The 25,107-nt window shown below is 71.4% G+C and carries 22 protein-coding genes; 10 read left to right on the forward strand and 12 right to left on the reverse strand.

Features of this window, described 5'->3' with window-relative positions:
• Window positions 1-11 precede the first annotated feature (11 nt).
• A complete protein-coding gene (locus J7E22_RS07615; RefSeq protein WP_214980360.1) occupies window positions 12-1,469 on the forward strand; it encodes an MFS transporter in 1,458 nt (485 codons plus the stop codon).
• A 127-nt stretch (window positions 1,470-1,596) separates the two neighbouring features.
• Here the strand turns inward: J7E22_RS07615 and J7E22_RS18165 are convergent, their stop codons facing one another.
• On the reverse strand, window positions 1,597-2,145 hold the full coding sequence (locus J7E22_RS18165; protein WP_214980362.1) for an ABATE domain-containing protein: 549 nt from the start codon (window positions 2,143-2,145) through the stop codon (window positions 1,597-1,599).
• A gap of 131 nt (window positions 2,146-2,276) precedes the next feature.
• Here J7E22_RS18165 and J7E22_RS07625 point away from each other — a divergent pair, with 131 nt between their 5' ends.
• Both J7E22_RS07625 and J7E22_RS07630 read left to right on the forward strand, forming a co-directional pair.
• Window positions 2,277-2,762 (forward strand): DinB family protein, encoded by a 486-nt coding sequence (locus J7E22_RS07625; protein WP_214980364.1) that lies wholly within the window; start codon window positions 2,277-2,279, stop codon window positions 2,760-2,762.
• Complete coding sequence (locus J7E22_RS07630) at window positions 2,759-3,991, forward strand: MalY/PatB family protein (RefSeq protein ID WP_214980366.1); 1,233 nt, start codon at window positions 2,759-2,761, stop codon at window positions 3,989-3,991. The genes J7E22_RS07625 and J7E22_RS07630 overlap by 4 nt, the downstream gene beginning before the upstream one ends.
• A 68-nt stretch (window positions 3,992-4,059) precedes the next feature.
• Here J7E22_RS07630 and J7E22_RS07635 read toward each other — a convergent pair whose 3' ends face one another.
• Window positions 4,060-4,623: a TetR/AcrR family transcriptional regulator gene (locus J7E22_RS07635; protein ID WP_214980368.1), complete on the reverse strand. Its 564-nt coding sequence runs from the start codon at window positions 4,621-4,623 to the stop codon at window positions 4,060-4,062.
• A 78-nt stretch (window positions 4,624-4,701) separates the two neighbouring features.
• On the opposite strand from J7E22_RS07635, the gene J7E22_RS07640 reads away from it, so the two are divergent.
• On the forward strand, window positions 4,702-6,897 hold the full coding sequence (locus J7E22_RS07640) for a GMC oxidoreductase (protein ID WP_214980370.1): 2,196 nt from the start codon (window positions 4,702-4,704) through the stop codon (window positions 6,895-6,897).
• Between the two features lie 11 nt (window positions 6,898-6,908).
• On the opposite strand, the gene J7E22_RS07645 is transcribed toward J7E22_RS07640, so the two are convergent.
• From J7E22_RS07645 to J7E22_RS07660, 4 genes are all read right to left on the reverse strand, one after another.
• Window positions 6,909-7,652 (reverse strand): hypothetical protein, encoded by a 744-nt coding sequence (locus J7E22_RS07645; RefSeq protein ID WP_214980372.1) that lies wholly within the window; start codon window positions 7,650-7,652, stop codon window positions 6,909-6,911.
• A gap of 124 nt (window positions 7,653-7,776) precedes the next feature.
• The gene (locus J7E22_RS07650) at window positions 7,777-8,178 is read right to left on the reverse strand and encodes a hypothetical protein (RefSeq protein WP_214980373.1); all 402 of its coding nucleotides are present in this window, start codon (window positions 8,176-8,178) and stop codon (window positions 7,777-7,779) included.
• Window positions 8,179-8,250: 72 nt separating this feature from the next.
• Window positions 8,251-9,765, reverse strand: a complete 1,515-nt coding sequence (locus J7E22_RS07655) for an ABC transporter permease (RefSeq protein WP_214980375.1) — start codon at window positions 9,763-9,765, stop codon at window positions 8,251-8,253.
• On the reverse strand, window positions 9,762-10,508 hold the full coding sequence (locus J7E22_RS07660; RefSeq protein ID WP_214980377.1) for an ABC transporter ATP-binding protein: 747 nt from the start codon (window positions 10,506-10,508) through the stop codon (window positions 9,762-9,764). The genes J7E22_RS07655 and J7E22_RS07660 overlap by 4 nt, the downstream gene beginning before the upstream one ends.
• Before the next feature lie 410 nt (window positions 10,509-10,918).
• Between J7E22_RS07660 and J7E22_RS07665 the strand changes: the two genes are divergently transcribed.
• Window positions 10,919-12,733 carry an adenylyl cyclase gene (locus J7E22_RS07665; RefSeq protein WP_214980379.1) on the forward strand — a complete coding sequence of 605 codons (1,815 nt, stop codon included), beginning with the start codon at window positions 10,919-10,921 and terminating at the stop codon, window positions 12,731-12,733.
• A gap of 134 nt (window positions 12,734-12,867) precedes the next feature.
• Here J7E22_RS07665 and msrA read toward each other — a convergent pair whose 3' ends face one another.
• The gene (msrA, locus tag J7E22_RS07670; protein WP_214980381.1) at window positions 12,868-13,386 is read right to left on the reverse strand and encodes a peptide-methionine (S)-S-oxide reductase MsrA; all 519 of its coding nucleotides are present in this window, start codon (window positions 13,384-13,386) and stop codon (window positions 12,868-12,870) included.
• 469 nt (window positions 13,387-13,855) lie between these two features.
• On the reverse strand, window positions 13,856-14,242 hold the full coding sequence (locus tag J7E22_RS07675; RefSeq protein WP_214980383.1) for a hypothetical protein: 387 nt from the start codon (window positions 14,240-14,242) through the stop codon (window positions 13,856-13,858).
• A gap of 96 nt (window positions 14,243-14,338) precedes the next feature.
• Between J7E22_RS07675 and J7E22_RS07680 the strand changes: the two genes are divergently transcribed.
• Window positions 14,339-14,782 carry a MarR family winged helix-turn-helix transcriptional regulator gene (locus J7E22_RS07680; RefSeq protein ID WP_214980385.1) on the forward strand — a complete coding sequence of 148 codons (444 nt, stop codon included), beginning with the start codon at window positions 14,339-14,341 and terminating at the stop codon, window positions 14,780-14,782.
• Between the two features lie 92 nt (window positions 14,783-14,874).
• Here J7E22_RS07680 and J7E22_RS07685 read toward each other — a convergent pair whose 3' ends face one another.
• The gene (locus J7E22_RS07685; protein ID WP_214980387.1) at window positions 14,875-15,897 is read right to left on the reverse strand and encodes a LacI family DNA-binding transcriptional regulator; all 1,023 of its coding nucleotides are present in this window, start codon (window positions 15,895-15,897) and stop codon (window positions 14,875-14,877) included.
• 241 nt (window positions 15,898-16,138) lie between these two features.
• Between J7E22_RS07685 and J7E22_RS07690 the strand changes: the two genes are divergently transcribed.
• The 4 genes from J7E22_RS07690 to J7E22_RS07705 all read left to right on the forward strand — a co-directional run bounded on the left by J7E22_RS07690 (window position 16,139) and on the right by J7E22_RS07705 (window position 21,438).
• Complete coding sequence (locus J7E22_RS07690; RefSeq protein ID WP_214980388.1) at window positions 16,139-18,169, forward strand: beta-galactosidase; 2,031 nt, start codon at window positions 16,139-16,141, stop codon at window positions 18,167-18,169.
• Complete coding sequence (locus J7E22_RS07695) at window positions 18,166-19,080, forward strand: carbohydrate ABC transporter permease (RefSeq protein ID WP_214980390.1); 915 nt, start codon at window positions 18,166-18,168, stop codon at window positions 19,078-19,080. The genes J7E22_RS07690 and J7E22_RS07695 overlap by 4 nt, the downstream gene beginning before the upstream one ends.
• Window positions 19,077-20,027, forward strand: coding sequence for a carbohydrate ABC transporter permease (locus J7E22_RS07700; protein WP_308159175.1), 951 nt, complete (start codon window positions 19,077-19,079; stop codon window positions 20,025-20,027). The genes J7E22_RS07695 and J7E22_RS07700 overlap by 4 nt, the downstream gene beginning before the upstream one ends.
• Window positions 20,028-20,100: 73 nt before the next feature.
• A complete protein-coding gene (locus tag J7E22_RS07705; RefSeq protein ID WP_214980391.1) occupies window positions 20,101-21,438 on the forward strand; it encodes an ABC transporter substrate-binding protein in 1,338 nt (445 codons plus the stop codon).
• Window positions 21,439-21,768: 330 nt separating this feature from the next.
• Here the strand turns inward: J7E22_RS07705 and J7E22_RS07710 are convergent, their stop codons facing one another.
• The 3 genes from J7E22_RS07710 to J7E22_RS07720 all read right to left on the reverse strand — a co-directional run bounded on the left by J7E22_RS07710 (window position 21,769) and on the right by J7E22_RS07720 (window position 24,992).
• Window positions 21,769-22,326: a hypothetical protein gene (locus J7E22_RS07710; protein ID WP_214980393.1), complete on the reverse strand. Its 558-nt coding sequence runs from the start codon at window positions 22,324-22,326 to the stop codon at window positions 21,769-21,771.
• Between the two features lie 382 nt (window positions 22,327-22,708).
• Window positions 22,709-23,530, reverse strand: coding sequence for an aldo/keto reductase (locus tag J7E22_RS07715; RefSeq protein ID WP_214980395.1), 822 nt, complete (start codon window positions 23,528-23,530; stop codon window positions 22,709-22,711).
• A 10-nt stretch (window positions 23,531-23,540) separates the two neighbouring features.
• Complete coding sequence (locus tag J7E22_RS07720; RefSeq protein WP_214980397.1) at window positions 23,541-24,992, reverse strand: M20/M25/M40 family metallo-hydrolase; 1,452 nt, start codon at window positions 24,990-24,992, stop codon at window positions 23,541-23,543.
• Between the last annotated feature and the right edge of the window lie 115 nt (window positions 24,993-25,107).

Here is a 25,107-nt window from a genome sequence, read left to right on the forward strand (position 1 = left end):
AGGAGTTCATCATGAGTACGGCCACCCGCTCCACCGCCACGTCGCCCTCGACGTCCTCGTCCGCCGCCCCGTCCACGCAGCCCCGGAGTTCCCGCAAGTGGCTCGCCCTGACGGTCCTGGCGCTCGCCCAGTTCCTCGTCGTCCTCGACGCGTCGATCGTCAACATCGCGCTCCCCGTCCTCGGCGACAAGCTGCACATGACGACGGCGGCGCTCGCCTGGGTGATCACCGCCTACGTCCTGGCGTTCGGCGGGCTGCTGCTCCTGGGCGGCCGGCTCGCTGACCGGTACGGACACCGTCGCGTGTTCCTCATCGGTGTCGCCGGCTTCATCGGTGCCTCGGCGCTCGCCGGGTTCTCGGTCAGCAGCGGGATGCTCCTGACTGCCCGCGCCGTGCAGGGTGTGTCCGCCGCCCTGCTCGCCCCGGCCGCGCTCGCACTGCTCACCCACCTGTTCCCGGACAGCGGGGAGCGCACGAAGGCCCTCGGGGTCTGGGGCGGTGTCGCCGGCATCGGGTCGGCTGCCGGTGTGCTGCTCGGTGGTGTGCTGACCGCCGCGCTCGGATGGCAGTCGGTGTTCTTCGTCAACGTGCCGATCGGGCTGCTCGTCCTGATCGCCATCCCGTTCCTCATCACGCCGGACGTCGCCGGAGCCCGCACGAAGCTCGACATGCCGGGTGCTGCCACCATCACCGGGGCGCTCGTCGCAGCCGTCGGGGCGCTCAGCGCCGTCGACCAGGTCGGCTTCGTGCACCCGCTGACCATCGGCCTCGCGGTCGCCGCCGTCGTGCTCGGTGTCGCCTTCATCGTGATCGAGCGCCGGACCGCCGAGCCCCTCGTCCCGCTGTCCGTGTTCCGGAACCGCAACCTGTCCGTCGGCAACATCGTGATGCTGCTGGTCGGTGCCGCGATGGTCGCCCTGTTCTTCGCCCTCTCGGTCTACATGCAGGCCGTGCTCGGCTACGACGCCCTCACCACGGGGCTGACGCAGCTGCCGCTCGCCGGTGCCCTGGTCGTCGTCGCCGGTCTCGCTCCGGCCCTGATCGGCCGACTCGGCACGAAGGCCACGCTCGTCGGGTCCCTCGTCGTCCTGGCCGCCGGCCTGGTCTGGCTCTCGTTCGCACCGTCCGACGCCACGTTCGTGGGGCAGCTGCTCGGCCCGAGCCTGCTCATCGGGATCGGCATGGGCGGCGCGTTCGTCACGACGACCCAGCTGTCGGTGGACGGCGTCGAGGGTGGCGAGTCCGGCCTGGCCGGTGGCCTCGTCAACACCAGCCAGCAGATCGGCGGCGCGCTCGGTCTGGCGGTCCTGTCGACGGTCGCGACCGTCCGGACCGAGGCCCTGGCCCACGCCGGAGCTGCCGCTCCGGTAGCGCTGACCGGCGGGTTCTCCTGGCTCTTCCTCGGAGCGGCCGGCATCGCCCTCGCCGGTGCGGTCGTCGCCTCCTTCAGCGCGGGAGACCGGCGCTGACACCCCGATCGCGCTGACACCACACCCCGGAATGCCCGGACGAGCCTCGGCCGTCCGGGCATTCCGGCGTCCGGCGTCCCGCCGTCCGTCTTTCCGGCGTCTGACTTTCCGGCGCTCCGGCGCGGGTTCAGTGCGCGGTGGCCTCGGCTCGACGGCGCCGGTAGGCCGCAGCGTTCACCCGGTTGCCGCACTCCTCCATGCCGCACCACGCACGACGGCGGCCCCGCGACCGGTCCACGAAGACCCGGGTGCACTCGTCTCGTCCGCACTCCTTCACCAGCTCGAGCACGCCGGGGGAAACGACGTCGATGCCCGCCCGCGCGACCGTCGAGAGCACGGCGGACAGCTCACCGACGACCCGGATCCCGGTGCTGCCGACCACCGGCGTCAGCGGGGTGGCTGCGGCTGCCCGGTTCACGACGTCGAGGTCGTCCTGATCGCCCGGGGAACCGGCGGTGCGGGCCGTGACCAGGCGGTACAGCGCCTCCCGCAGGTCGAGTGCCGTGCGGAGGCCTGCGTCATCGACCGGGACGGGCTCGGCCGTCAGGTCCGCGGCGTCGATCCACTCCCGGAGGTCGTCGGCGGTCAGCAGGAGTTCCTCCGGCTCGGACCGGCGCCACTTCCGGGAGCCGAGGAGGTCGAGGGCGATGTTGCCGCTGACGAAGACGTGGTGCACGTCACCATCCTGAACAGTGACCCCCCGGAGCGCAACCGCCGTTCGTCCGCGACGTCACGTGCTTGACCGGTGACGCGGTGTCTGTCACGATCATCACCAGTTCAACCAGTGACGGGAATGGGAGCGACCGGATGATCGATCGAGATGACTACTGGTACTTCGTCGACCGGGCGCTCGGCGGGATGCGCACCATCGTCGCCGAGCTCGGTGACGACCTGGCGAACCGCCCGACGCCACTGCCCGGTGGCAACTCGCCGTACGCGTTGTTGCACCACTGCGTCGGTGTCGTCGACGCGTGGGTCGGCGGCTTCGTCTCCGGACGCCCGATCCAGCGGGACCGGGCGGCGGAGTTCACCGCGTCGGGAGCGGTGGGACCGTTGCTCGACCGGGTCGACGCGGCATCCGCCCGCTTCCGGGCGGACCTGGCCGTCGCCGATCCCAGTGCACCACTCGCACAGGAGCCCCCGGCCGACTTCGAGGGGCCGGAGCGCTCGTTGACCGTCGGCGGTGCCCTGCAGCACGTGTACGAGGAGCTCGCTCAGCACCACGGACAGATGGAGCAGATGCGCGACCTGATCGTCGCGGTCGATCGGCGGACGGTGGTGGTCGCATCATGAACGACATCGTGCGGGTGCAGCACGACCAGATCCGGGTGCAGCACGACCAGATCCGGGTGCAGCACGACCAGGTGCGGGTGCAGTCGGAGCACACGCTCCGGTCCGGCGGCGGCGTGAAGTGGGGCGCGGTGCCGGCCGGTGTCACGCCGTCCTGGGTGGCCGACATGGACTTCGGGATCCCGGAGGTCGTCCGCGAGGCGATGGAGCGCGTGATCCGCGACGGGCAGCTCGGCTACCCGTTCATGCCGGACGGCGACCCGCTCGCCCCCGCGTTCGAAGGACGGATGCGGGACCGGTACGGGTGGGCGCCGGCACCGGATCGGGTGCGGGTGTTCACCGACCTGATCCAGGTCCTGCAGGTCGTGATCGAGCACACGACCCGTCCCGGTGACGCCGTGGCGATCCACGTCCCGACCTACCCGCCGTTCGTCGCGACCATCCAGCGATCGGGTCGGGTGCTCGTGCCGCTCGGCGTCGAGGACGGGCCCGACGGGTGGGAGCTCGAGTCCGACGGCCTGGAGGAACGGCTCCGGGCCGCCGGTTGTCGGCTGATCGTCGTGGTGAACCCCCACAACCCGACGGGCCGGGTCCTCCGGCGGCCGGAACTCGAGCGTCTGGCGGAGGTCGCCCGTGCCCTCGACATCCCGGTGCTGAGCGACGAGATCCACGCCGACCTGACGTACGAGCCGCACACGCACATCCCGTTCGCCTCGCTGGACGACGACGCGGCGAACCGGACCATCACGGCGACGTCGGCGACGAAGGCGTTCAACATCGCGGGGCTCCGCTGCGCGGTGACGCACATCGGGTACGAGCCGCTCCGCCGAGCCCTCACCGCGGCGCCGCTCGACTACTTCGGGCAGCCGAGCACGCTGGGGCGGGTCGCGACCGTGGCGGCGTGGCGCGACGGTGACGCCTGGCTGGAGAACGTCCGCGCGGTGCTGGCGGACAACCGGGCCCGGGTCGCGGTGTGGGCGTCCGGGTACCCGGAGCTCGTGCACCACGCTCCGGAAGCGACCTACCTGTCGTGGATCGGCTTCGGGCAGACGGCGATCGCCGACCGTCCCGTTGAGGCCGTGCTCGAGCGTGGACGGGTCCTGCTGAGCAACGGCGCGGAGTTCGCCGCCGGCACGTCCGTGGACACCGGCGCGTTCGGTCGCATCAACTTCGCGACGTCACCAGCGCGACTCGAGCGCATCCTGGAGGGGGTGCACCGGGCGCTGTCGTGAGCAGCGTCGTGCTGGTCGGGCCGGCGGGCGACGGCGGGGCCGGTTCGGTCCCGAGACCGGACCCGAGGTCAGTCGGGGTGGCGGATGCCGTGGCTCAGGATCGCGGCCCAGTCGCCGGCCTGCTCGTCGATGCCGGCGGTCACGATGAGGTGGCAGAGCTGCCCGTAGGCCATGAAGCGCTGCACGGCGTCGTCGTCGGCGCCCGTCCGTCGCTTCGCGAACTGCGTCACCTCGGCCAGGCCGGCGCGGAGTGCCGCGCCGATGTCCGGGATCTCGGCGACGGACTGGGCGTGGACCTGCAGCATCAGCAGCGTGCGGTCGCGGACCAGCTCGGCGTACGCGCCGCCCATCGCGTCGAGCAGCCCGTCGGGCGAGCGGTCGGAGGCACCGTCCGCTCCGGCTGCGAGGGCCTCGACGATCTGCTCGAAGCACCGTTCGAGCGCCGTCACGAACAGGGCGTCCTTGCCCGGGAACAGCTTGAACACGTAGGCGGGGGAGATGCCCGCTGCCTGCGCGACGTCCGCGATGGTGGCTCCGTGGTAGCCGCCCTTCGCGAAGGTCTCGAGAGCGGCGGCGGTCACGAGGGGCCGTCGACGCTCGGCGGTCGACAGGACCGGTGTTTGCGAAGTCATGCGAGTGATCATACACTCACTACCCCCGGTGCGTTCACGGAGCGCGACCGAGCCGCCGCCTGAACGAACGGGGTCACCATGGGAGCACCACAGCACTTCGACGCGGTCGTGGTCGGCAGCGGGTTCGGCGGTGCCGTGACGGCGGCGCGCCTCGCCCAGGCCGGACTGTCGGTCGCCGTCCTCGAGCGCGGTCGGCGGTGGGAGCCGGGATCGTTCCCGCGCGACGACTCCAGCTTCGACCACGGGTGGCTCTGGTCCAAGAGCCGCGGGCTCTACGACGTCCGGTGGCTCGGCAAGATGATCGGGGTGCAGGCCGCCGGGTGGGGAGGCGGGTCGCTGGTGTACGCCAACGTGTTCGCCCGTCCGCCGCACGAGGTCTTCGACGCGTGGCCCGCGGGTTTCGACCGCGCGGCGCTCGATCCCTACTACGACCTGGTCGCGCACATGCTCGGCGTCAGCCCCGTCGGCACGGATCCCGTCACGGGTGACGTGCCGGCGCGCACGATCGCGATGGAGCAGGCCGCATCGCGGATGCACCGGCCCACAGGGACCGTGCGGCCGCTCCTCGCGGTGACCTTCGCGCAGGACGGCGCCGCGCCCACCGCGGGCACGTGCACCTTCGTCGGCGAGTGCATGTTCGGGTGCAACCAGGGTGCGAAGAACAGCGTCGACCGGAACTACCTGGGCGTCGCGGAGCGGTCCGGCGCCACGGCGTTCACGCTCACCGAGGTCGACCGCATCGAGCCCACGGGGACCGGGTACCGCGTGCACGCAACCGACCTCGCGGCGGGCGAGCACTCCGTGATCACGGCCGACAACGTGTTCCTGGCCGCGGGTGCCGTCGCGACCACGGAGCTGCTGCTGCGGAACCGTGACCTGCACCAGAGCCTCCCGGCACTGTCCGCGACGCTCGGACACGGGTTCTCCGGCAACGGCGACTTCCTGGCCTTCGTCTCCCGCCCCCGCACCCAGCTCCAGCCGGGTCGCGGGCCCACGATCACGACCACCACGATCGTGGACTGCCACATCGGCGACGAGAAGGTCTGGTTCCAGGTGCAGGACGGCGCCTACCCGGAGCAGATCCGCAACCTCGTCCGGTCGCTGAACCCCCTCGGCCAGCGGCGCAGTGTCCTCCGACAGCTCGTCGAGCGCATCGGCGGGACCGGCCGGGGACCGGCGGCCCGGCCTGGTCGTCGACGGGACCAGACGATGTCGCTGCTCATGATGGGGCGTGACTCGTCGGACGGTGTCCTGTCGCTCAAGAACAACGGCGAGGCCGCGCTGGAGTGGCGGAACCGACCGAACGCCGCGCTGTACCGGACCCAGATGCGGGCTGCGCGCCAGACCGCCCGTCAGCTCGGGGGACGGGTGCGGGTCCTGCCGTCGTGGATGTTCCTGCGGACCGGGATCACGGTCCACAACCTCGGCGGTGTCCCGATGGGGACGACCGCCAGCACCGGGGTCGTCGACCACCACGGGCGGGTGCACGGGTACCCCGGGTTGTACGTGGTCGACGGGAGCGCCGTGCCCGCGGCGACCGGGGTGAACCCGTCCGCGACCATCGCGGCCGTCGCCGAGCGTGCGGTGGAGGCCGCGATCCGGGACATCACCGCGGACCCCGAGTGGACGGCCCCGGAACGCAGCGAGGTCCGTCCGACAGTGGTCCCCGAGGACGCTGCCATGGTCGCGGTGCAGCGCTGGCGAGACGTCCGCGAGCCCGGTCGCGAAGCACGCCCGCTCCCGGTCCACTTCCGCGAGGTCGTGACGGGGGACGCCACGATGACGGCCCCTGACGGGTCGACGAGCACGCAACGGCTGCGGTTGGGACTCGAGGTCGAAGTGCCCGACACGGCGACCCCCGCCGGTGTGCCCGCGCCGCCGGCACGGGTCACGGGCGTCGCGGTCTTCGGCGCGACCCGCGTCCAGGTGCGCGGCACGCTCGAGCTCTTCCCCGACGAGCGCGGCACCCTGATGCAGTACCGGCTCCGGTACACGGACGGTCGCGCGTGCTGGGGGAGTCTGACGGGAGCGAAGACCCACGTCCCTGGCACGCGCCCGACCATCGGGGACCTGACACGCCTGCCGGTCGTGATCGACCACCACAAGGACGGCATGGCCCTGACCGGGGGCGGGACGGTGCGCATCTCGTCGTCGGCGCTCACGCAGTTGCTGCTCTCGGTGCGTGGTGCGGGCGGTTCCTGGCTCGCCTCGGCGGCCACGGTCCTCCGCTTCGGGCGGTACTTCGCGACCTCGGCACTCCGGAGTGGCCGCTGAGGCGAGGCGGCTCAGGCCGACGAGGTGGAGGCCGTCGGCACGCTGGCAGGACGGACTCCGGCAGGAAGAACGCCGGCATGGAGGGCACCGGCACGACGGACACCGGCAGGGTGGCCGCCGGCCACCCCACCACCGGCCCCGGACGGGAACGGCCGGCGGAGTTCGCGGGTGAGTCGCAGCCCGTACTCGCGGACGGCGTGGTCGAGCAGGGCACCGGACGGTCCGACCGCGCCGACGACGAGCCGGTGTCCACGCCCGTGGATCGTCCACCGGCTGACCCCATCTGTGCCGATCGTGGCCGGCGCGCCCAGGACGGACCGCCGGATCGCGTCGTCGGTGTCCCGCGACAGCGGAGCGGTCGTCTCGTGCACGCGGACGTCGTGCACACCCGCCGGTCCGACGGGAACCGACACGAGGAAGGCGAGCCCGTTCGTCGCCGCAGCGAGCGGGGCCAGGCGATCGCGCACGAGGGTCCCGATGGTGGTCGAGAAGTGCTGTGGGAGGAGGGCGTCCGGGTTCGCGAGGGTCGGTCCCAGCCCGACGCCGAAGCGGTTCGTCACCGTGATCGTGCCGGCGGCCTCCAGCGTGGCGAGCCCGTGCCGGAAGGCCGCGTCCGTCCCACCGACCTGCTCGGCGAGCACGCGGCGGTCGATCGGCCGGTCCGATCCGGCCAGGACCCGGAGCACGGTGCCGGCAGCGGGCGTCCGGCCCGAGTCGCCGGTCGCGCCGCTCCAGTCGGTCGCTCCGTTTGTCACGTCACCATTCTGACCAGTGACGTGAACGGGTGCAAGGGGCGTGCCTCCAGGCCATCAGGCGCACGACGGACGGCCCACGGCCGACGGGGGAGCCGTCGGCCGTCGGCCGTGTTCATCGGGGGTGTCAGCGCCACAGGTAGAGGTGCCCGTCGGTGAGGACGGCCCGCCACTCCCCGCAGGCGCGGATCGGCGTGTGCGTGAACTCCGGCCAGGTCCCGCCGCCGTCCCACGCCTGCGAGTAGCGCGCCGCCGTGCACGTGACGGGGAGCGCGGTACCGGCCGGGACGCGGGCGTCGATCTTGAGCCCGTCCACGTCGCTGTTCTCGCCCGGCTGCTTCACCGTGATGTCGGTGGCGGTCGCGGGGAACCACGACGGCCGGTCCGATGCCGGCACGGCGTCAGGGCGTGCGTAGTGCTCGGTGAGCGTCTTGCCCTGCGCCTCGGCGAGCATCGCTCCCGGCGACATCTGGAAGGCGCGGCCGAGTCCGAGGACGCTGCCGAGGACGATCAGGACCGCGAGGCCCATCGCGATGACGAAGAAGAGCGTCCGGCGCCGTGAGCGTCGGCGGGGGCGCGGGAGCGGGGGCGGTTTCGTGGTTCACGGGGTCTCCTGGAGGGATCGGGTGAGGAAGGCCGACGACGAGGAGCGTCGGGCATGGACGACGGGCGCGCGGCTGACGGCGAAGGTCAGCGCGGCGACCGCGATGAGCACGACCGGGACGAACCAGATCGGTGCGAGTGGGACCGTGACCCTGCTGTTCAGGGTCGACGCCAGCAGCGTCTGCACCCCGCTCCAGCCGAGGACCGCGCCCAGGCCGAGTCCGGCGACGGTCGCGGACCCGACCAGGAGCGCGGCCTCGACGAGGAGCATGCGGCCGGCCCGGGTCACGGTGAGGCCGAGCACGCGGAGCACGGCGAGGTCACGCTGACGGAGGTGTGCGTCGAGCGCCACGTTCTGGGCGATGCCGACCGCGGAGATGACGGCGATGCTGATGGTGAGGGCGCTCAGCAGCGGGATGATGCCGCTCAGGACCTCGGCGGCGGCCGACGACTGCGAGGTCCCGGCGTACTCGGCGACCAGCGCACCGCGGAGGGTGGCGGACGCCACCGCGAACATCGTCAGGACGGTGACGCTCATGAGCACACCGACGGCAGCGCGACCGGTCCTGGCCGGGTACTGCAGCAGGTTGCTGCCCGCGACCCGGACCGACGGTGACCGCCTGCCCAGCCGGCGGCTGACACCGCGGATCACCGTCGTGATGATCGGCGTCGCGGCGCGGACGATGCCGAGCGCGGCGAGGACGCCACCGACCATCGCGAAGAGCACGGCGAAGGGCGTCACGAACCCCACCGCGAGACCGAGCGCGAGGAACACGCTCGCCCCGGTGAAGAGCAGCAGGTGGCGTCCGGAGAAGCGCGCGGCATCGTGCTCCGTGTCGCCGTCGCGCTGGTGCTCGGCGGCACTGAAGGCCTGCGCCGGTGCCACCGAGAGGACGCCCCGGAACCCGACCCGTGCCGCGGAACGGGCGCCGAGCACGAGCACCACGAGCGGGACCACGGCGAGCGGCTGGAGGACCGCGGAGGGGGACATCCCCTCGAGGAGACCGCCGCGGCCCGACGACAGCGCCACGATCCCGATCCCGACGCCCAGACCGACGAGCGCCCCGGCGAGCGCGCTCCACACCGCGCGACGGGTGGCCGAACCGACGAGTCGGCCGTACTCGGCGGTCGCGGTCGACCCGAGGAGTCGTCGGAGTGCGACCTCGCGGACCTGCATCGCCGCCATCAGGATGAAGGCGTTGGTCACCGAGCTGGTCGACACGACGGCGGCGATCGCCACGAAGGCGACCGTGAGCAGCGCGAGGATCACGATGGTCATCGGGTTCGCGCCGAAGCCGGAACCCGCGACGCCCTGCGTGATCACCGAGGTCAGCCCGACGACGACCGTCACGAACGCCCCGCCGAGTGCGACCACCACGTTGTCGGCACCGAGGCGGCGACGGCTCGTCGGGCGGCGACCGGCCAGGCGACCGCCGGGGCTCCCGGCCAGCCGGCGGCTGAGGCCTCCTGCCAGGCGACCCCTGCGGGCATCAGCCCGGTGGACCCCGGTCAACGGACCGTCTCCACGAGCGTCTGGGCGATCGCGGCCGCGGAGGCGCGGGGGAGCTCCTGCACGACCGAGCCGTTCCGGAGGAACACCACACGGTCCGCAGCGCTCGCCGCGGTCGGGTCGTGGGTCACCATGACCACGCCGGCACCGCCGTCGTGCGCGGCCTCGGCGAGGATGTGCAGCACCGCACGCCCGGTCTCGACGTCCAGGTTCCCCGTCGGCTCGTCCGCGAAGACGACTGCCGGCCGGTGCACCAGGGCGCGGGCGATCGCGACGCGCTGCTGCTGCCCGCCGGACAGCGCGCCCGGCTTCCGCTGCAGGAGGTCCGTGATCCCCAGGCGGCGCAGCAGTTGCGCCCGGAACGCCGGGTCGACCGCGAGCGGGGTGTCACCGAGGGTCGCCGGGAGGTCGACGTTCTCCTCGACCGTCAACGAGCCCAGCAGGTTGAACGCCTGGAAGACGAACCCCATGCGGCTGTGGCGGATCCGGGTGATCTCGTCGTCGGACGAGCCGGTGATCCGGACGCCGTCGAGCGTGACGTGCCCGGCGTCCGGTTCGTCGAGGCCGGACAGCAGGTTCATCAGCGTCGACTTGCCGGACCCGCTGGGGCCCATCACGGCGACGAACTCACCGCGGGCGACGGTCAGGGTCACGTCGCGGACGGCCCGGACGGTGGACTCGCCGGAGGTGAAGGTGCGGGAGACGCCGAGGGCCTCGGCGACCGCAGGGGCGGGGGTGATCGTCATGGTGGTGTCTTCCGGTCGGGATGTTGCGGCGGAACGGTCCTGGGCGGTGCGCCCAGTGGAGTGACCAGCCATGCACCAGCCTCCCGGGCGGGCGCGCCGGTGCCCATCGGGCTGCCCTCCTTCCCCGCCCGGGGGTTAGCCCCCGCGCGGATCCGCCGGACGGGAGGCGCGGTGCCAGCCGACACCGCGCCTCCCGTCCGGTCGAGATCCCGTCCGACGCGTCCTGCGGATGATGCCGTCCGTGGTCGGGAGTACGCTCTCGCCATCCCAACCCAGCGGCCGACGACGCCCGCGCCGAGGACACCGACGTCCTCTCGCGGTGCGGGACGGCCGCACCTCTGCACGGAAGCAGGTCAACGGTGACACCCTTCGCTCCAGTACCCCTCGGGAGAGCACGGACGAGTCGACGCGTGATCGGCGCAGCGGTCGCGCTGAGCGCCGCAGCGCTCGGCGTCCTCGCGACGACGCAGACCGCCGTCGCTGCCCCGCCCGCCCCGTCCACGGACCTCGGCCCCAACGTGGTCGTCTTCTCGCCCGACATGCCGCAGGCCGACATCCAGGCGAAGGTCGACGCGATCTACAGCCAGCAGGTCGACAACGAGATGGGCACGGCCCGGTACGCGCTGTTCTTCAAGCCCGGGACGTACGGGTCGGCGGCAAACCCGCTCGACATCCGTGTGGGCTACTACACCGAGGTCGACGGCCTCGGGCAGGACCCGACGGGCGTGACGATCAACGGTGGCGTCACCGCGACGGGCAAGGACGGCAGCGGCGCACTCGACACGTTCTGGCGCTCCGTGTCGAACCTGACCATCCACGTGGTGCCGACGGCGGACGCGTGCCACACCGGCAACGAGATGTGGGCCGTGTCCCAGGCCGCGCCGATGCGACGCGTGGACGTCAAGGACTACACGACGTTCATGCCGTACTGCGAGAACCCGAACTACGCCAGTGGCGGGTTCGTCGCCGACTCGAAGCTCGAGGGCGGGGCGCTGAACGGCTCGCAGCAGCAGTTCTACGTGCGCAACACCGACCTCGGCACCGGCTGGTCGAACGGCGTGTGGAACCAGGTGTTCTCGGGTGACGTGAACGCCCCGGCGCAGGCGTTCCCGGCGCAGCCGTACACGACGCTGACGGCGACGCCGGCGTCCCGCGAGAAGCCGTACCTGTACGTCGACGCGAACGGCGCCTACCGCGTCTTCGTGCCGAGCGCGCAGACGAACTCCGTCGGCACGACCTGGGCGAACGGCCACACCCCCGGCACGTCGCTGCCGCTCAGCAGCTTCTTCGTCGCGCACCCGTCGGACTCGATCGCGAAGATCAACTCGGCCCTCGCGCAGGGCAAGAACCTGCTCGTCACGCCGGGCGTCTACGACGTCGCGCAGAGCATCGCCGTGAAGCGCGCCGACACGGTCGTGCTGGGCCTCGGCCTCGCGACCCTGACCGCGCAGAACGGCGCCGTCCCGATGACGGTCGCCGACGTCCGGGGAGTCGACGTCGCCGGCCTGACGTTCGACGCCGGCACGGTGAACTCGCCGACGCTGCTGCGCATCGGCACCGGGCACCACAAGGGCGGCCCCCACGTCGCGAGTGCTGCTGACCCGACGGCCCTGCAGGACGTGTTCTTCCGCATCGGTGGTCCGCACGTCGGCAAGGCCACGACGAGCCTCGAGGTCAACTCCGACCACACGATCCTCGACGACATCTGGGCGTGGCGCGCTGACCACGGCGTCGCCGGGTCCGTGGGGTGGACGGTCAACACCGCAGCCACGGGCGTCGTGGTGAACGGTGACGACGTCACCGCCACCGGCCTGTTCGTCGAGCACTACCAGCAGTACAACGTGGTGTGGAACGGGGAGCGCGGTCGGACCGTGTTCTTCCAGAACGAGCTGCCGTACGACGCTCCGAACCAGGCCGCGTGGCAGCACGACGGTCTGAACGGCTGGGCCGCGTACAAGGTCTCGGACCGCGTCCGCACCCACGAGGCATGGGGGCTCGGCAGCTACATCTTCACGAACGTCGACCCGACGCTGCACGCCACCCAGTCGTTCGAGGTCCCGAACACCCCGGGCGTCGTGATGCACGACATGACGACCGTCGCGCTCAACACGAACGCGGGGACGATCGACCACGTCGTCGACGGTGTGGGTCCGGCGGCCACGGGCGCGGTGTCCGGGAAGCCGCAGACGGTCACCACGTACTCGAACGGCGTCGCCCAGTACTGACCGGCGCTGGACGACCAGGAGGCCCCGGGCACGTGCCCGGGGCCTCCTGCGTTCGTCGGTCTCACCGGTGCGTCACCGTCGCCGGTACGCCGGCAGCGGCGTCGGCGGCGGCGGCGGCGGCGGCGGTGTCGGTGTCACACCGTGGCGGCGTCGCTCCGGTGCGGCAGCTTCCAGTTCGGCCGCACGAAGTGGCACGTGTAGCCGTACGGGTCCTTCTCCAGGTAGTCCTGGTGCTCCTCCTCGGCCTCCCAGAACGGGCCGGCTGCGGTGACCTCGGTGACGACCTTGCCGGGCCAGAGACCCGAGGCGTCCACGTCGTCGATGGTGTCGAAGGCGGTGGTCTTCTGCTCCTCGGAGGTGAAGAAGATCGCCGACCGGTAGCTGCGACCGATGTCGTTGCCCTGCCGGTTCTTCGTCGACGGGTCGTGGATCTGGAAGAAGAACTCGAGCAGGTCGCGGTACGAGATCACCGACGGGTCGAAGACGATCTCGACGGCCTCGGCGTGGTTCCCGTGGTTGCGGTACGTGGCGTTCGGGACGTCGCCGCCGGAGTAGCCGACGCGCGTGCTGATCACGCCCGGGCGACGACGGAGGAGCTGCTGTGCTCCCCAGAAGCAGCCGCCGGCGAGGATCGCGGTCTCGGTGGTGGGCATTGGTACCTCCATGGGTCCGTGCCGCTGGCTGCGGCACCAGGACCTACAACGGGGGAGGGCCCGCTTCTGTTCCACAGGAGGGGCGCAGAGCTATTGTTCAGTCCCGCGAACGAACGCCGCGAAGCCGGGGATCGTGAACTCGAGCATGGCGCGGTCGGCGGGTTGGATGAGGCCCTTGTCGATGAGCCGCGCGCGAGGAGTCGAGAGCTGATTACGACTGCGTCGACCTCGATGACGCCCCCGGGGTCAGGCCGGCCCGCGGCTGCCCACGCGGCGTCCGCGATGAGCTGGACGGAGTACGTCGACGTCAGCGATCTGCTGGGCGCGCCCGGGGACCACTCGGGCGATCTCGCCCGGGGTGTAGGGGCTTGGCTGCACCGATGTCCCAATCGTTTGTTATGAACCGCGACGTTCATAACAAACTATCGCAGCGCGTTCGATGCCGGGAGCGCCGTGCTGGAGTCAGCCGCTAGCCGACCCCGTACCCGGCCGACCGGGCGAACCGGTGCCAGCGGTCCCGGACCGCACCGGGTGGGCCGGCAGCGTCGACGGCCGCCGCCGCGCCGCGGAGGGCGACGACGTGCTCCGGCAGGAGGAGGTCCCAGGGCACCGGCAGCGCGCCCGGGAACGCAGCGGCAGCGTCCAGCGCGTCGAGGCCCACCCCGTCGACCCCGGCACCCCACTGCTCGAGCACGCCGGCGACCAGGACGTCGCGCTCCAGACGGAGCCGCTGCAGCCGGTCGAGCACCACCGTCGCGTCGTCGGGTCGGTCGACGACGCCAGCGAGCTCGGCGAGTGCCGCGCGCTCGTCCCAGAGCCGGGCGGAGAGGTCCGCGACCGAGACGTCCACCGCCATCACCCCCGTCCCTCGTCACCGCGCACGGTACGCACCTCGCCTGCGCTGCGTCCGCACGGTGCCGGCACCACACCGACGCTGTGGAAGGATCCTGACATGATCGACGCCGTCCCGACCCCCGCAGAGCGACTCGGTGTGTTGGTCAAGTCGACGCAGGCCGTGCTCCACCAGCGCATGGACGAGGTCCTCCGCCCCCTCGGCCTGAGCGTCTCGCAGTACGCCTGCCTGAACGCCCTGCAGGACAGCCCCGGGATCACGGGCTCCGAACTCGCCCGGCGCACCTTCGTCTCGCGGCAGTCGATGAACGTGCTGCTGCAGGGGTTGGAGAAGCAGGGCCTGATCGCCCGGGCGGAGGAACCGGGACCGCGACGAGAGCGCGCCACCGACCTGACGCCCGCCGCCGAGGCGCTCCTGGACCGTGCGAGGGTCGCGGTCGGCACGATCGCGGACCGCATGGCCGCGCCGCTGGCTCCGGCGCAGGTCGCCGAGCTCACGGAGCTGCTCGCCGCATGCCGGGACGCGTTGCTCGCCGTCGACTGAGGACGAGCCGGACGGGAGGCGCGTGGCGGGGCCGCCACGTGCCTCCCGTCCGGCCCGTCGTCACCACGCGGAAGGCACGACGGCCGGACCGGTCAGGCCGACTCGCGCCAGATCACCTCGGTCGGCAGGATGAGCCCACCCGTGCGCTCCGACTCGGACGCGATCTGCTCGAGCACCTGCCGGGCCGCCTGCTCACCGAGGGTGCGTGCGGGCTGCCGGACCGTCGAGAGCGGTGGGTCGCAGCGGATCGCCCAGGCACTGTCGTCGAACCCGACGATGCCGACGTCCTCCGGCACGCGTCGACCGCGACGGTGGAGGACGTCCATCGCGCCCGCCGCCACCGCATCGGATGCTGCGAAGACGCCGTCGATGTCCGGTGCGCGGTCGAGCAGACGCTGCATGCCCTCGGCGCCCGCCGCGTAGCTGAACAAGGGGTTCCGGATGACGAGGTCGGGGTCGAAGCGCTCGCCGAGGGCCGCGGTGAACCCGGCCAAGCGGTCCTGGCCGGAGTCGCGGTCCGTGCCGGAGGCGAGCATGCCGATGCGTCGGCGGCCCGTCGCCATCAGGCGTTCGGTGATCTGTTCCGCCGCGGCGCGGTTGTCGATGCCGATGAAGGACGCGGCGGTCGCCTCGGGCGGGTGCCCGACGAAGCACGCCGGTAGGCCCATCGCGACGATCGCGCGGGTGATCGGGTCGTCGTTGCGGGCGGACAGCACGATGGCGCCGTCGACGAAGCCCCCGCGCAGGTACTCGATGACGCGTTCGCTGTCCCGCGTGGAGTCGACCATGATCGTGACGAGCTGCTGGTCGGCCTCGGACAGCACGGCGTTCGTGCCGATCAGGATGTTGCCGATGTTCGGGTCGTCGAGCACCACGACCGAGGGTTCGTGCACGATCAGCGCGACGGCACCCGACCGGCGCGTGACCAGGCTGCGGGCGGCGGCGCTCCGGACGTAGCCGACACGGCGGACGGCGGCCTGCACGGCCTCGCGCGCCTCGGAGGAGACGTAGGGCTCGTCGTTCAGCACGCGTGAGACGGTGCCGCGGGACAGGCCGGCTTCGTCCGCGACGTCCTGGATCGTGGCGCGGGTGCGTGCGGATCGGACGTCGGACATGGGGCAACCATAGCGGCCCGGTGACGGCTGGCGGCGTGCCCTCGGACGGACCTCGGATGCGCCCCGTGTTGACAGGTCGCAGATTCTGGTGTTCACTCTGGGAGCGCTCCCAGACCGTTCCGAACCCGTTCGTTCCGGTCGTTCTGGGAGCGCTCCCAGAACACTGGGTGGCCTTCGCCGTCGAAGGGGTCGCACGCGACCGGGACGGCTCGGCCGCCCCGACCAGCGAGGACCACCACCAGTGACCACCACCCTCCCGGCGCCCGCCACCGGCGCACTCGGGCTCGGCTCCACCGGGCTCGCGTTCGGGTGCGACTACAACCCCGAACAGTGGGACCCCGAGGTCTGGGTCCAGGACGTCCGACTCATGCGCGAGGCCGGCGTGAACCTCGTCGCGATCAACGTCTTCGGCTGGTCCCACGTCGAGCCGCGCCAGGGCGAGTACGACTTCGCCGCGCTCGACCGGGTCATCGACCTGCTGCACGGCGCCGGCATCGGCGTCGACCTCGGCACCGGCACGGCGAGCACCCCGCCGTGGCTGACCACCCGACACCCCGAGGTCCTGCCGGTCGTCGCGGACGGCACCAGCCGCTGGCCCGGTGGCCGCCAGGCGTTCTGCCCGAGCTCACCGATCTACCGCGAGCACGCCCTCGCCCTGGTGCGGGCCACCGCCGAGCGCTACGGCGACCACCCCGCCGTGAAGCTCTGGCACGTCTCGAACGAGCTCGGCTGCCACAACGCGCACTGCTACTGCGACGTCTCGGCCGAGGCGTTCCGCGGCTGGCTCCGCGCCCGCTACGGCACGATCGAGGAACTGAACGCCGCATGGGGCACCTCGTTCTGGAGCCAGCGGTACGCGGACTTCGCGGAGGTCCTGCCGCCCCGCGCCACCCTGTCGTCCGGCAACCCGGGCCAGGCCATCGACTTCGACCGGTTCTCGTCCGACGAGCTCCTCGGCCACCACCGTGCCGAGGCCGAGGTCCTCCGCAGCCTCAGCGACAAGCCCGTCACGACGAACTTCATGGTCGCCGCGCACATCACCGCGCTCGACTACTGGTCGTGGACGGCCGACATGGACGTCATCGCCAACGACCACTACCTCGACCACCGCCTGCCCCGGCCGCACGTCGAGCTGGCGTTCGCCGCCGACACCACCCGCGGCCTGGCCGGTGGCGCGCCCTGGCTGCTCATGGAGCACTCGACCGGCGCCGTGAACTGGCAGCCGAACAACATCGCGAAGGCGCCGGGGGAGATGCTCCGGAACACCGCAGCACACATCGCCCGCGGTGCCGACGGGGTCTGCTTCTTCCAGTGGCGGGCCTCGGTGCAGGGCAGCGAGAAGTTCCACTCCGCGATGCTCCCGCACGCCGGAACCGAGTCCAGCACCTGGCACGAGGTCGTCGCGCTCGGCGGGCTCGTCGAACGGCTCGGCGAGCTCCGCGGTTCGCGGGTCACCGCCGACGTCGCGATCGTGTTCAGCTGGGAGAACCAGTGGGCCGCCGACCTGGAGGCGCACCCCACCACCGCGCTCAAGTACCTGGAGCAGGTCCACGCGTTCCACGGCGCGCTGTGGGACCTCGGGGTCACGGTCGACGTCGTCGCCCCCGGTGCCCCGCTCGACGGCTACGCCGTCGTCGTGGTCCCCGAGCTCTACCTGGTGCGTGACGAGCACGCCGCGGTCATCGCGGACCACGTCGCCGCCGGCGGGCGCGCGATCATCACCTTCTTCAGCGGCATCGTCGACGACCGGGACCGCGTGCGGACCGGCGGCTACCCCGGGGCCTTCCGCGAGCTGCTCGGCGTCCGGGTCGACGAGTTCCTGCCGCTGGCCGCCGGCGACGCGGTCGCGCTGTCCGACGGATCGACCGGCTCGGTCTGGTCCGAGCCCGTCGCGCTCCGCGGTGCCGAAGCCGTCGTCACCTACGCCTCGGGTCCCCTGGCCGGAGGCCCCGCGGTGACCCGGAACACGCACGGACAGGGGAGCGCCTGGTACGTCTCCACGGTGCTCGAGGACGACGCCCGTCGCGAGCTCCTCCGCCGCGTGCTCGACGAGGCCGGCGTCACCCCGGACCCCGCCGCGCAGCCGGGCCTCGAGGTCGTGCGGCGCCGGGACGAGCAGCACGAGTGGGTCTTCCTGCTCAACCACTCGGACCGCGCCGTCCAGCACACCGAGGCCGGTCACGACCTCGTCGCCGACCACCCCGTCACGGGCACCACCGTCATCGGACCCGGCGGGACCCAGATCATCCGCAAGGACAGGAAGCGCTCATGACCTCCACCGCACAGTCGCCCCGCGCGACCCGCCGCCGCGCGGGCGGCGGGTTCCGCTACCGCCGCGCGATCGCGATCTTCGTGACGCCCTTCGCGCTGCTCTTCACCGCGTTCTACCTCATCCCGATCCTCTACGCGGTGTGGGAGTCGCTGCAGAAGATCGAGCGGCAGGGCACGTTCGGCGCCCCGTCGCAGGTGTTCGGCGGCTTGAGCCAGTACGTGCTCGTGTTCCAGGACGACACGTTCTGGAGCTCGGTCGTGCGGGTGCTGCTGTTCGGCGTCGTGCAGGTGCCGGTGATGCTGGCACTGGCGCTGGTGTTCGCGCTGCTCCTCGACTCGCCGCTGCTCCGCGGCAAGCGGTTCTTCCGCCTGGCGTTCTTCGCGCCGTACGCGGTGCCCGGTGTGATCGCGGCGATCATGTGGGGCTACCTGTACGCCCCCGACCTGTCCCCGTTCAGCGCCATCACCTCGAAGGTCGACCTGCTCGGCTCCGGCACCGTCCTCTGGGCCGTCGCCAACGTCGTGACGTGGGTCTACGTCGGCTACAACATGCTGATCATCTACTCGTCGCTCCTCGCGATCCCGACCGAGATCTACGAGGCCGCGAAGCTCGACGGGGCCTCCCAGGTCCGCATCGCGATCTCGATCAAGATCCCGATGGTGGTGCCGGCGATCGTCCTGACCGCCGTGTTCAGCGTCATCGGCACCCTGCAGCTCCTCACCGAGCCGACCGTGTTCCGGCAGTTCACCTCGACGATCTCGTCGACGTTCACCCCGAACATGGTCGTCTACTCGACCTCGTCGGTGCCGAACTTCAACCTCGCGGCCGCGTTCTCGGTCGTCCTCGCCCTCGCCACGTTCATCCTGTCGATCGGGTTCCTCCGACTGACCCAGCGGAAGGCCTCCCAGTGACCGTCCACGTTCCGACCCCCGGTGACGTCGTCCGCGACGCAGGCCGACCGCTCGAGCCGGGACGCGCCTCCAGGCGGACCCCGTCCGGGGCCCGTGGACCGCGCGAGAGCGTCATCTCGCGGAGTGCCGCGATGCTCGTCATGGGCGTCTTCACGATCTACTTCCTGCTGCCGATCTTCTGGCTGCTGGTGTCGTCGACGAAGACCGCCGGGAACTTCAACACGACGTTCTCGCTCTGGTTCAGCGCCACGTCACTGCAGGACACCATCGCGAACCTCGGTGCCCTGTTCACGTACCAGGACGGCGTCTACCTGCGGTGGATGCTCAACAGCATCGCCTACGCCGGGGTCGCCGGGCTGATCGGCACCGTGCTCTCCGCGATGTGCGGGTACGCCCTGGCGAAGTACACGTTCCGCGGCCGCGAGGTCCTGTTCAACGTGTTCCTCGGTGGTGTCCTCGTGCCCGCCACCGCACTCGCGCTGCCGCTCTTCCTGATCTTCAGCCAGGTCGACCTGACCGACACGTTCTGGTCGGTGTTCCTGCCGAGCATCGTCAGCCCGTTCGGCGTGTACCTGTCCCGCCTGTTCGCGGCGTCGAGCGTGCCGGACGAGATCATCGAGGCCGCCCGCATCGACGGCTCCGGAGAGGTCCGCACGTTCTTCACCGTGGCGGTCCGACTGATGTCCCCGGCCCTCGTGACGATCTTCCTGTTCCAGTTCGTCGCCATCTGGAACAACTTCTTCCTGCCGCTCGTGATGCTCCGCAACTCCTCGTTGTTCCCCGTCACCCTCGGCCTCTACACGTGGAACTCGACCGTGAGCCAGCACCCGGACGTCCGCACCCTGGTGCTCATCGGTTCGTTCGTCTCGATCATCCCGCTCCTCGTCGCGTTCCTCAGCCTGCAGCGCTTCTGGCGTTCCGGCCTCGGCGCCGGCGGCGTCAAGTAGCCCCTGCACCGGGCTCGACCCTCCCCTCCTGACCAGCACCTCCTCCCCAATCCACATCCCGAACGGAAACAGCATGAAGACAACGAAGTTCCTCAGCGTCGCCGCCGTCGCGATCGCCGCGACCGTCGCGCTCGCCGGTTGCAGCACCGGCGGCAGCGGCAGCGGCTCCTCCGGTGGCTCCGCCTCCGCGAGCTGCAAGCCGTCGAGCGGCAAGGTCACGCTCGACTTCACGACCTGGGTCCCCAACATGGACAAGGTCGTCGCGATCTGGAACAAGGAGAACCCGGACATCCAGGTCAAGGCCTCGATCGTCGCCAACGGCAACAGCGGGACCTACCAGAACTTCTTCAACCAGCTGAAGGCCAAGCAGGCTCCGGACATCGGGCAGGTCGAGTACGACACCCTGCCGGCGTTCCGGGTGCAGGGCGGCCTGCAGGACATCGGCGCGTGCGCCGGGGTCAGCGCCGCGAAGAAGGACTTCTCCGCCGGGCTCTGGAACCAGGTCACGTTCGGTGAGTCGAAGGCCGTGTACGCGGTGCCGCAGGACTCCGGCCCGATGGCCATGTACTACCGCAAGGACCTGTTCGACAAGGCCGGGCTCTCCGCGCCGAAGACCTGGGCCGAGTACGCCCAGGACGCCGAGAAGATCAAGGCGCTCGGCGGGCAGATCACGAACTTCTCGAAGAGCGACGTCAACCAGTTCGCCGGGCTCGTCTCGCAGGCCGGCGGCCAGTGGTTCTCGAACTCGGGCAACCAGTGGAACGTCAACCTGACGGACAGCGCGTCGAAGAAGGTCGCCGACTACTGGCAGGGCCTGATCCAGAAGAAGCTCGTCAACACCCTGCCGAGCTTCACCGACCAGTGGAACAGCGCCTACGACAGCGGCAAGGACTGGACCTGGGTCTCCGCCGTCTGGGGTGCGAACACCATCTCGAGCGGTGCACCGTCGACGTCCGGCAAGTGGGCCGTCGCGCCGATGCCGCAGTGGAACGCCGGTGACTCGAAGTCGGCCGCGTGGGGCGGTTCGTCGAACGTCGTCTTCGCGGGGAGCAAGCACCCGGCCGAGGCGTCGAAGTTCCTGGTCTGGCTGAACACGTCGACCGAGGCGCTCACCGCGCTGAACAAGCAGGCGAACCTGTACCCGGCATCCAGCACCGGGGCGAGCCTGCCGGCGCTGACCCAGGGCCTGCCGTTCTACGGCAACCAGAAGATCTACGAGGAGTTCGCCACCGCGGCGAAGGACATCCAGCCCTTCACGTGGGGCCCGACGATGACGCAGACCTACGCGGACGTGTCGGACGGGTTCGGCCAGGCCGCTTCCGGTCAGGGCACGCTCACGCAGGCGCTCCAGCAGGGGCAGACGAAGACGGTCGCGGCGCTCAAGGCGCAGTCGATCCCGGTCAAGGGCTGACGCCCTCGCGCTGACGCGCGGACCGACCGACGGGAGGCACGGTGCCAGCTGGCACCGTGCCTCCCGTCTCGCTGTGCGGCGCCACGCCGGTCGGCTGCGGCCGAGCGGGCACTCTTGGTCACTCTCGGCGGCCTGCGGCGACGCTTTGTGCGCTCTCGACGCCGCGCGTGCGGCGTGTTCTGCCCGCTCGACGGGGTGTCGGCTGCCCGCAGGGGCGCGGCCGCCGAGGGCGCACAAATCGTCGCTCTCGGCGGCCTGCCGCGACAGTTCGTACACGCTCGACGACGCGCGCGCGGCGTGTTCTGCCCCCTCGGCGGCGCGTCGCGTCGGTCAGTCGTCGGTGGTGACGGCGTCCAGGTCGCACGAGTCCGGAGCGTCCGGCGCGGTGATGCCGAGCGGCGCCCTGAGCGTGGTCTGCCGGATGGTGCCGAGCGGACCGGGGTACGCCAGGACCACGCCGCCGATCATCGCGGTTCCGGTTCCCGACCCACGGCGGAACGTCGCCAGGAGCGTCGAGGCCCGTTCCGCCGGCAGCACGGCGCCGCGGGCTGCGACGACGTGTTCCGCCGCTGCGAAGGCGTCGAGGTCGCCGAACGAGTTCGCGTGGAGGTCGTGCCCCGGGACGGCTCGGAGTTGCACCCCGCCGGTTCCGATCGGTCGGAACGCCTGCGCTCCGAGGATCCGTACGGCATCCTGAGACGTGTTGTGCAGGACGATCGTGACCGTCACCGTCTCGTCAGGGTCTGCCGTGGCGAACGACGAGCACGCTCCGCCGCTGATGGTCCCCTCGCGCAGCGGTGTCGTCGGCGCAGCGACGACGGTGACGGCGATGGCGAGCAACACCGCGACCGCCGACGCCGTGGCGATCATGAGCCGTCCTCCGAACATGAGCAGAGCGTAGCGGCGGTGAGCGCCGGTGCAACTTCGCCGCGGCCGAGGAACTCGACCTGCTGCCAGCGGGCCTGCACCGGGCTGGCCGCATCGTGGACGCCGTGACGTTCGAGCTGGAGCACTCGGCGTTCAGACTGCGATCGAGAGCATGAGGACGACCCGATTCGGCAGGGACGGCACGGCCCGGTGATCCGAACGGACGGGAGGCGCGGTGCCAGCTGGCACCGCGCCTCCCGTCTCGCTGCGGGGCGCCACGCCGCGGCGCGTGCGCCGAGGTGCACAAATCGTCGCTCCCGGCGGCCTGCGGCGACAGTTCGTGCGCTCTCGACGGCGCGCGCGCAGCGTGTTCTGCCCCCTCGGCGGGGCGTCACGCGACTCGTCAGTCGGTCGTGCCCTCGAGCGCGTCGAGCGCGGCGATGTCCTCGGCGCTCAGCACGAAGTCGACCTCGGCGTTCTGCGCGATGCGCGACGGGGTCGTCGACTTCGGCAGCGGCAAGACGTCCTTCTCGAGCAGGTAGCGGATGGCCACCTGGGCGACGCTCTTGTCGTACTTCGCCGCGATGTCCCGGATCTCGGCGTTCTCGAGCAGTCCGCCGGTGGCGAGCGGTGAGTACCCCTCGGTCAGGATGTCGTGGTCGCGGTCGAAGGCGGTGGTCGCGTCCTGCGTGTTGCCGATGAACCAGCGGATCTGGTTGGCGTGCGGGACGACGTCGGTGTTCGCGAGCAGGTTCTCCAGGTCCGGGACCTCGAAGTTCGAGACGCCGATCGAGCGCGTCTTGCCGGCGTCGTACAGCTCCTCGAAGACCTTCCAGACCTCGACGTTGCCCTCGCGGTGGTCGGTCCCGATGGCCGACCAGGGCCACGGCGCGTGGATGAGGTAGAGGTCGACGACGCCGAGGTCGAGGTTCCGGCTCGACTCCTCGAACGCGGACCGAGCACCCGCCGCCGTCTTGATCTCGGCCGGGAGCTTCGTGGTGATGAAGACCTCGTCGCGGGGCACACCGCTGTCACGGACCGCCTTGCCGACGCTCGCCTCGTTGCCGTAGGCGAGTGCGGTGTCGATGTGGCGGTAGCCGGCGTCGAGCGCGACCTTGGTGGCGTCGTAGGCCTCGGCGCCGGAGGGGATCTGCCAGGTGCCGAACCCGATCCTCGGGATGTGCAGGCCGTTGGACATGGTGAACGTGTCAGTCAGTGCGGGCATGCTCCGGACGCTACTCCGGACCCGGTCCGCCGCGTCCGGCCGTGCCGCCCGCGACCTCGGCGAGCTCCGTCCACAGGTGCGCGAACGACGCCGCACCGTCGAGCAGCATCCGCAGGTCCACGCTCTCGTCGCTGGAGTGCCAGTGGTCCTCCGGCAGCCCGGTCCCGATGAACAGGATCGGGACGTCGAACTTCCGGGACAACAGGTCGGCCGGTCCACCGCCCGCGTTGCCCATCCGCCCCGCGGTCTCGGTGCCGTGCCCGAGCTCCATCGCGCGCACCAGGGCGTCCAGTTCGGCACCGGGCGGCGTGACGTAGGGGTCCTGCCCGGTCTCCTCGGGGATGTCGAGCTCGTAGGTCACGCCCTCCGGCATGGTGTCCGCCACGAACGCGCGGAGCTGTTCGGCGACGGCGTGCACCCGCTGGCCCGGGACCGTGCGGATGCTGATCTCCGCCTTCGCCTCACGCGGGATGACCGCGCGGGGGAAGCCGGTGGGGTCGCCGGCGAGCAGGGTCAGCACCTCGATCGCGGGGCGGGCCCAGAGACGTTCCTCGACGGTGTACCCCGCTTCGCCGGTGATCGCGCGGGTCTCGGTGCGCTCGATCCAGACGTCGGCGTCGAAGTCGAGCGCGTCCAGCTCGGCCCGACGGGTGTCGGTCAGTTCGTCGACGTCCTCGAGGAAGCCGGGGATCGTGATGCGCCCGTCGTCGTCGTGCATCGCCGCGAGGACGGTGACGAGCGCGTGCACCGGGTTCGGCGCGGGGCCGGAGGTCGCCCCGCTGTGCACGTCGCGCGCGGGCCCGGTGACGGTGAGGGTGGCTCCGGTCATGCCGCGCATCGACGTGACGACCGCCGGGTTGCCGCCCTTCCACTGGAGCGTGTCGGAGAACACGATGACGTCGCACGCGAGCCGCTCCCGCTCGGCGTCGAGCAGGTCCGCGAAGTGGCTGGAGCCGAGCTCCTCCTCGCCCTCGACGATGAACTTCAGGTTCACGGCGGGTGTGCCGTCGTGCTGCTCGAGGTGCGCGCGGAGCCCCCAGAGGTGGGCGAGGACCTGCCCCTTCGCGTCCGACGCCCCGCGGCCGTACAGGCGTCCGTCGCGGAACACCGGCTCGAACGGCGACGTCTCCACCCACTCCTCGGGCTTCGCGTGCCGGACGTCGTGGTGGCTGTAGACCAGCACGGTCGGCAAGGCCGGGTCGACCAGCAGCTCGCCGTAGACCGTCGGTGCCGGGCCGGCGTGCAGCACCTCGGTCGTGATCCCGATCTCGCGCATCGCACCGACGAGCCACCGGGCCGAGCGCTCGACCTCGATGGCGCGCTCCGGCTGCGAGGCGACGGACGGGATCCGCACCCACTCGCTGAGCTGACGGACCAGGTGTTCACGGTGCCGGTCGAGGTACTGGGCGACCTCCACGGCGCTGTTGTCGGGGTGGGTGCTGCTGGTGAGGGGGGCGGACATGCGAGGCTCCGATCGGTGGCGTGTCGTGGTGCCGACCGTAGGAGCGGGGCGCTGCGCGCCGTCGGGGATTGGCCTGGAGGCGCGGCGCGCGTCCGGCACACCGGTCACGATGCGA

This window comes from Curtobacterium sp. ISL-83 (assembly GCF_018613895.1).
In the GTDB taxonomy this organism is placed as follows: domain Bacteria; phylum Actinomycetota; class Actinomycetes; order Actinomycetales; family Microbacteriaceae; genus Curtobacterium.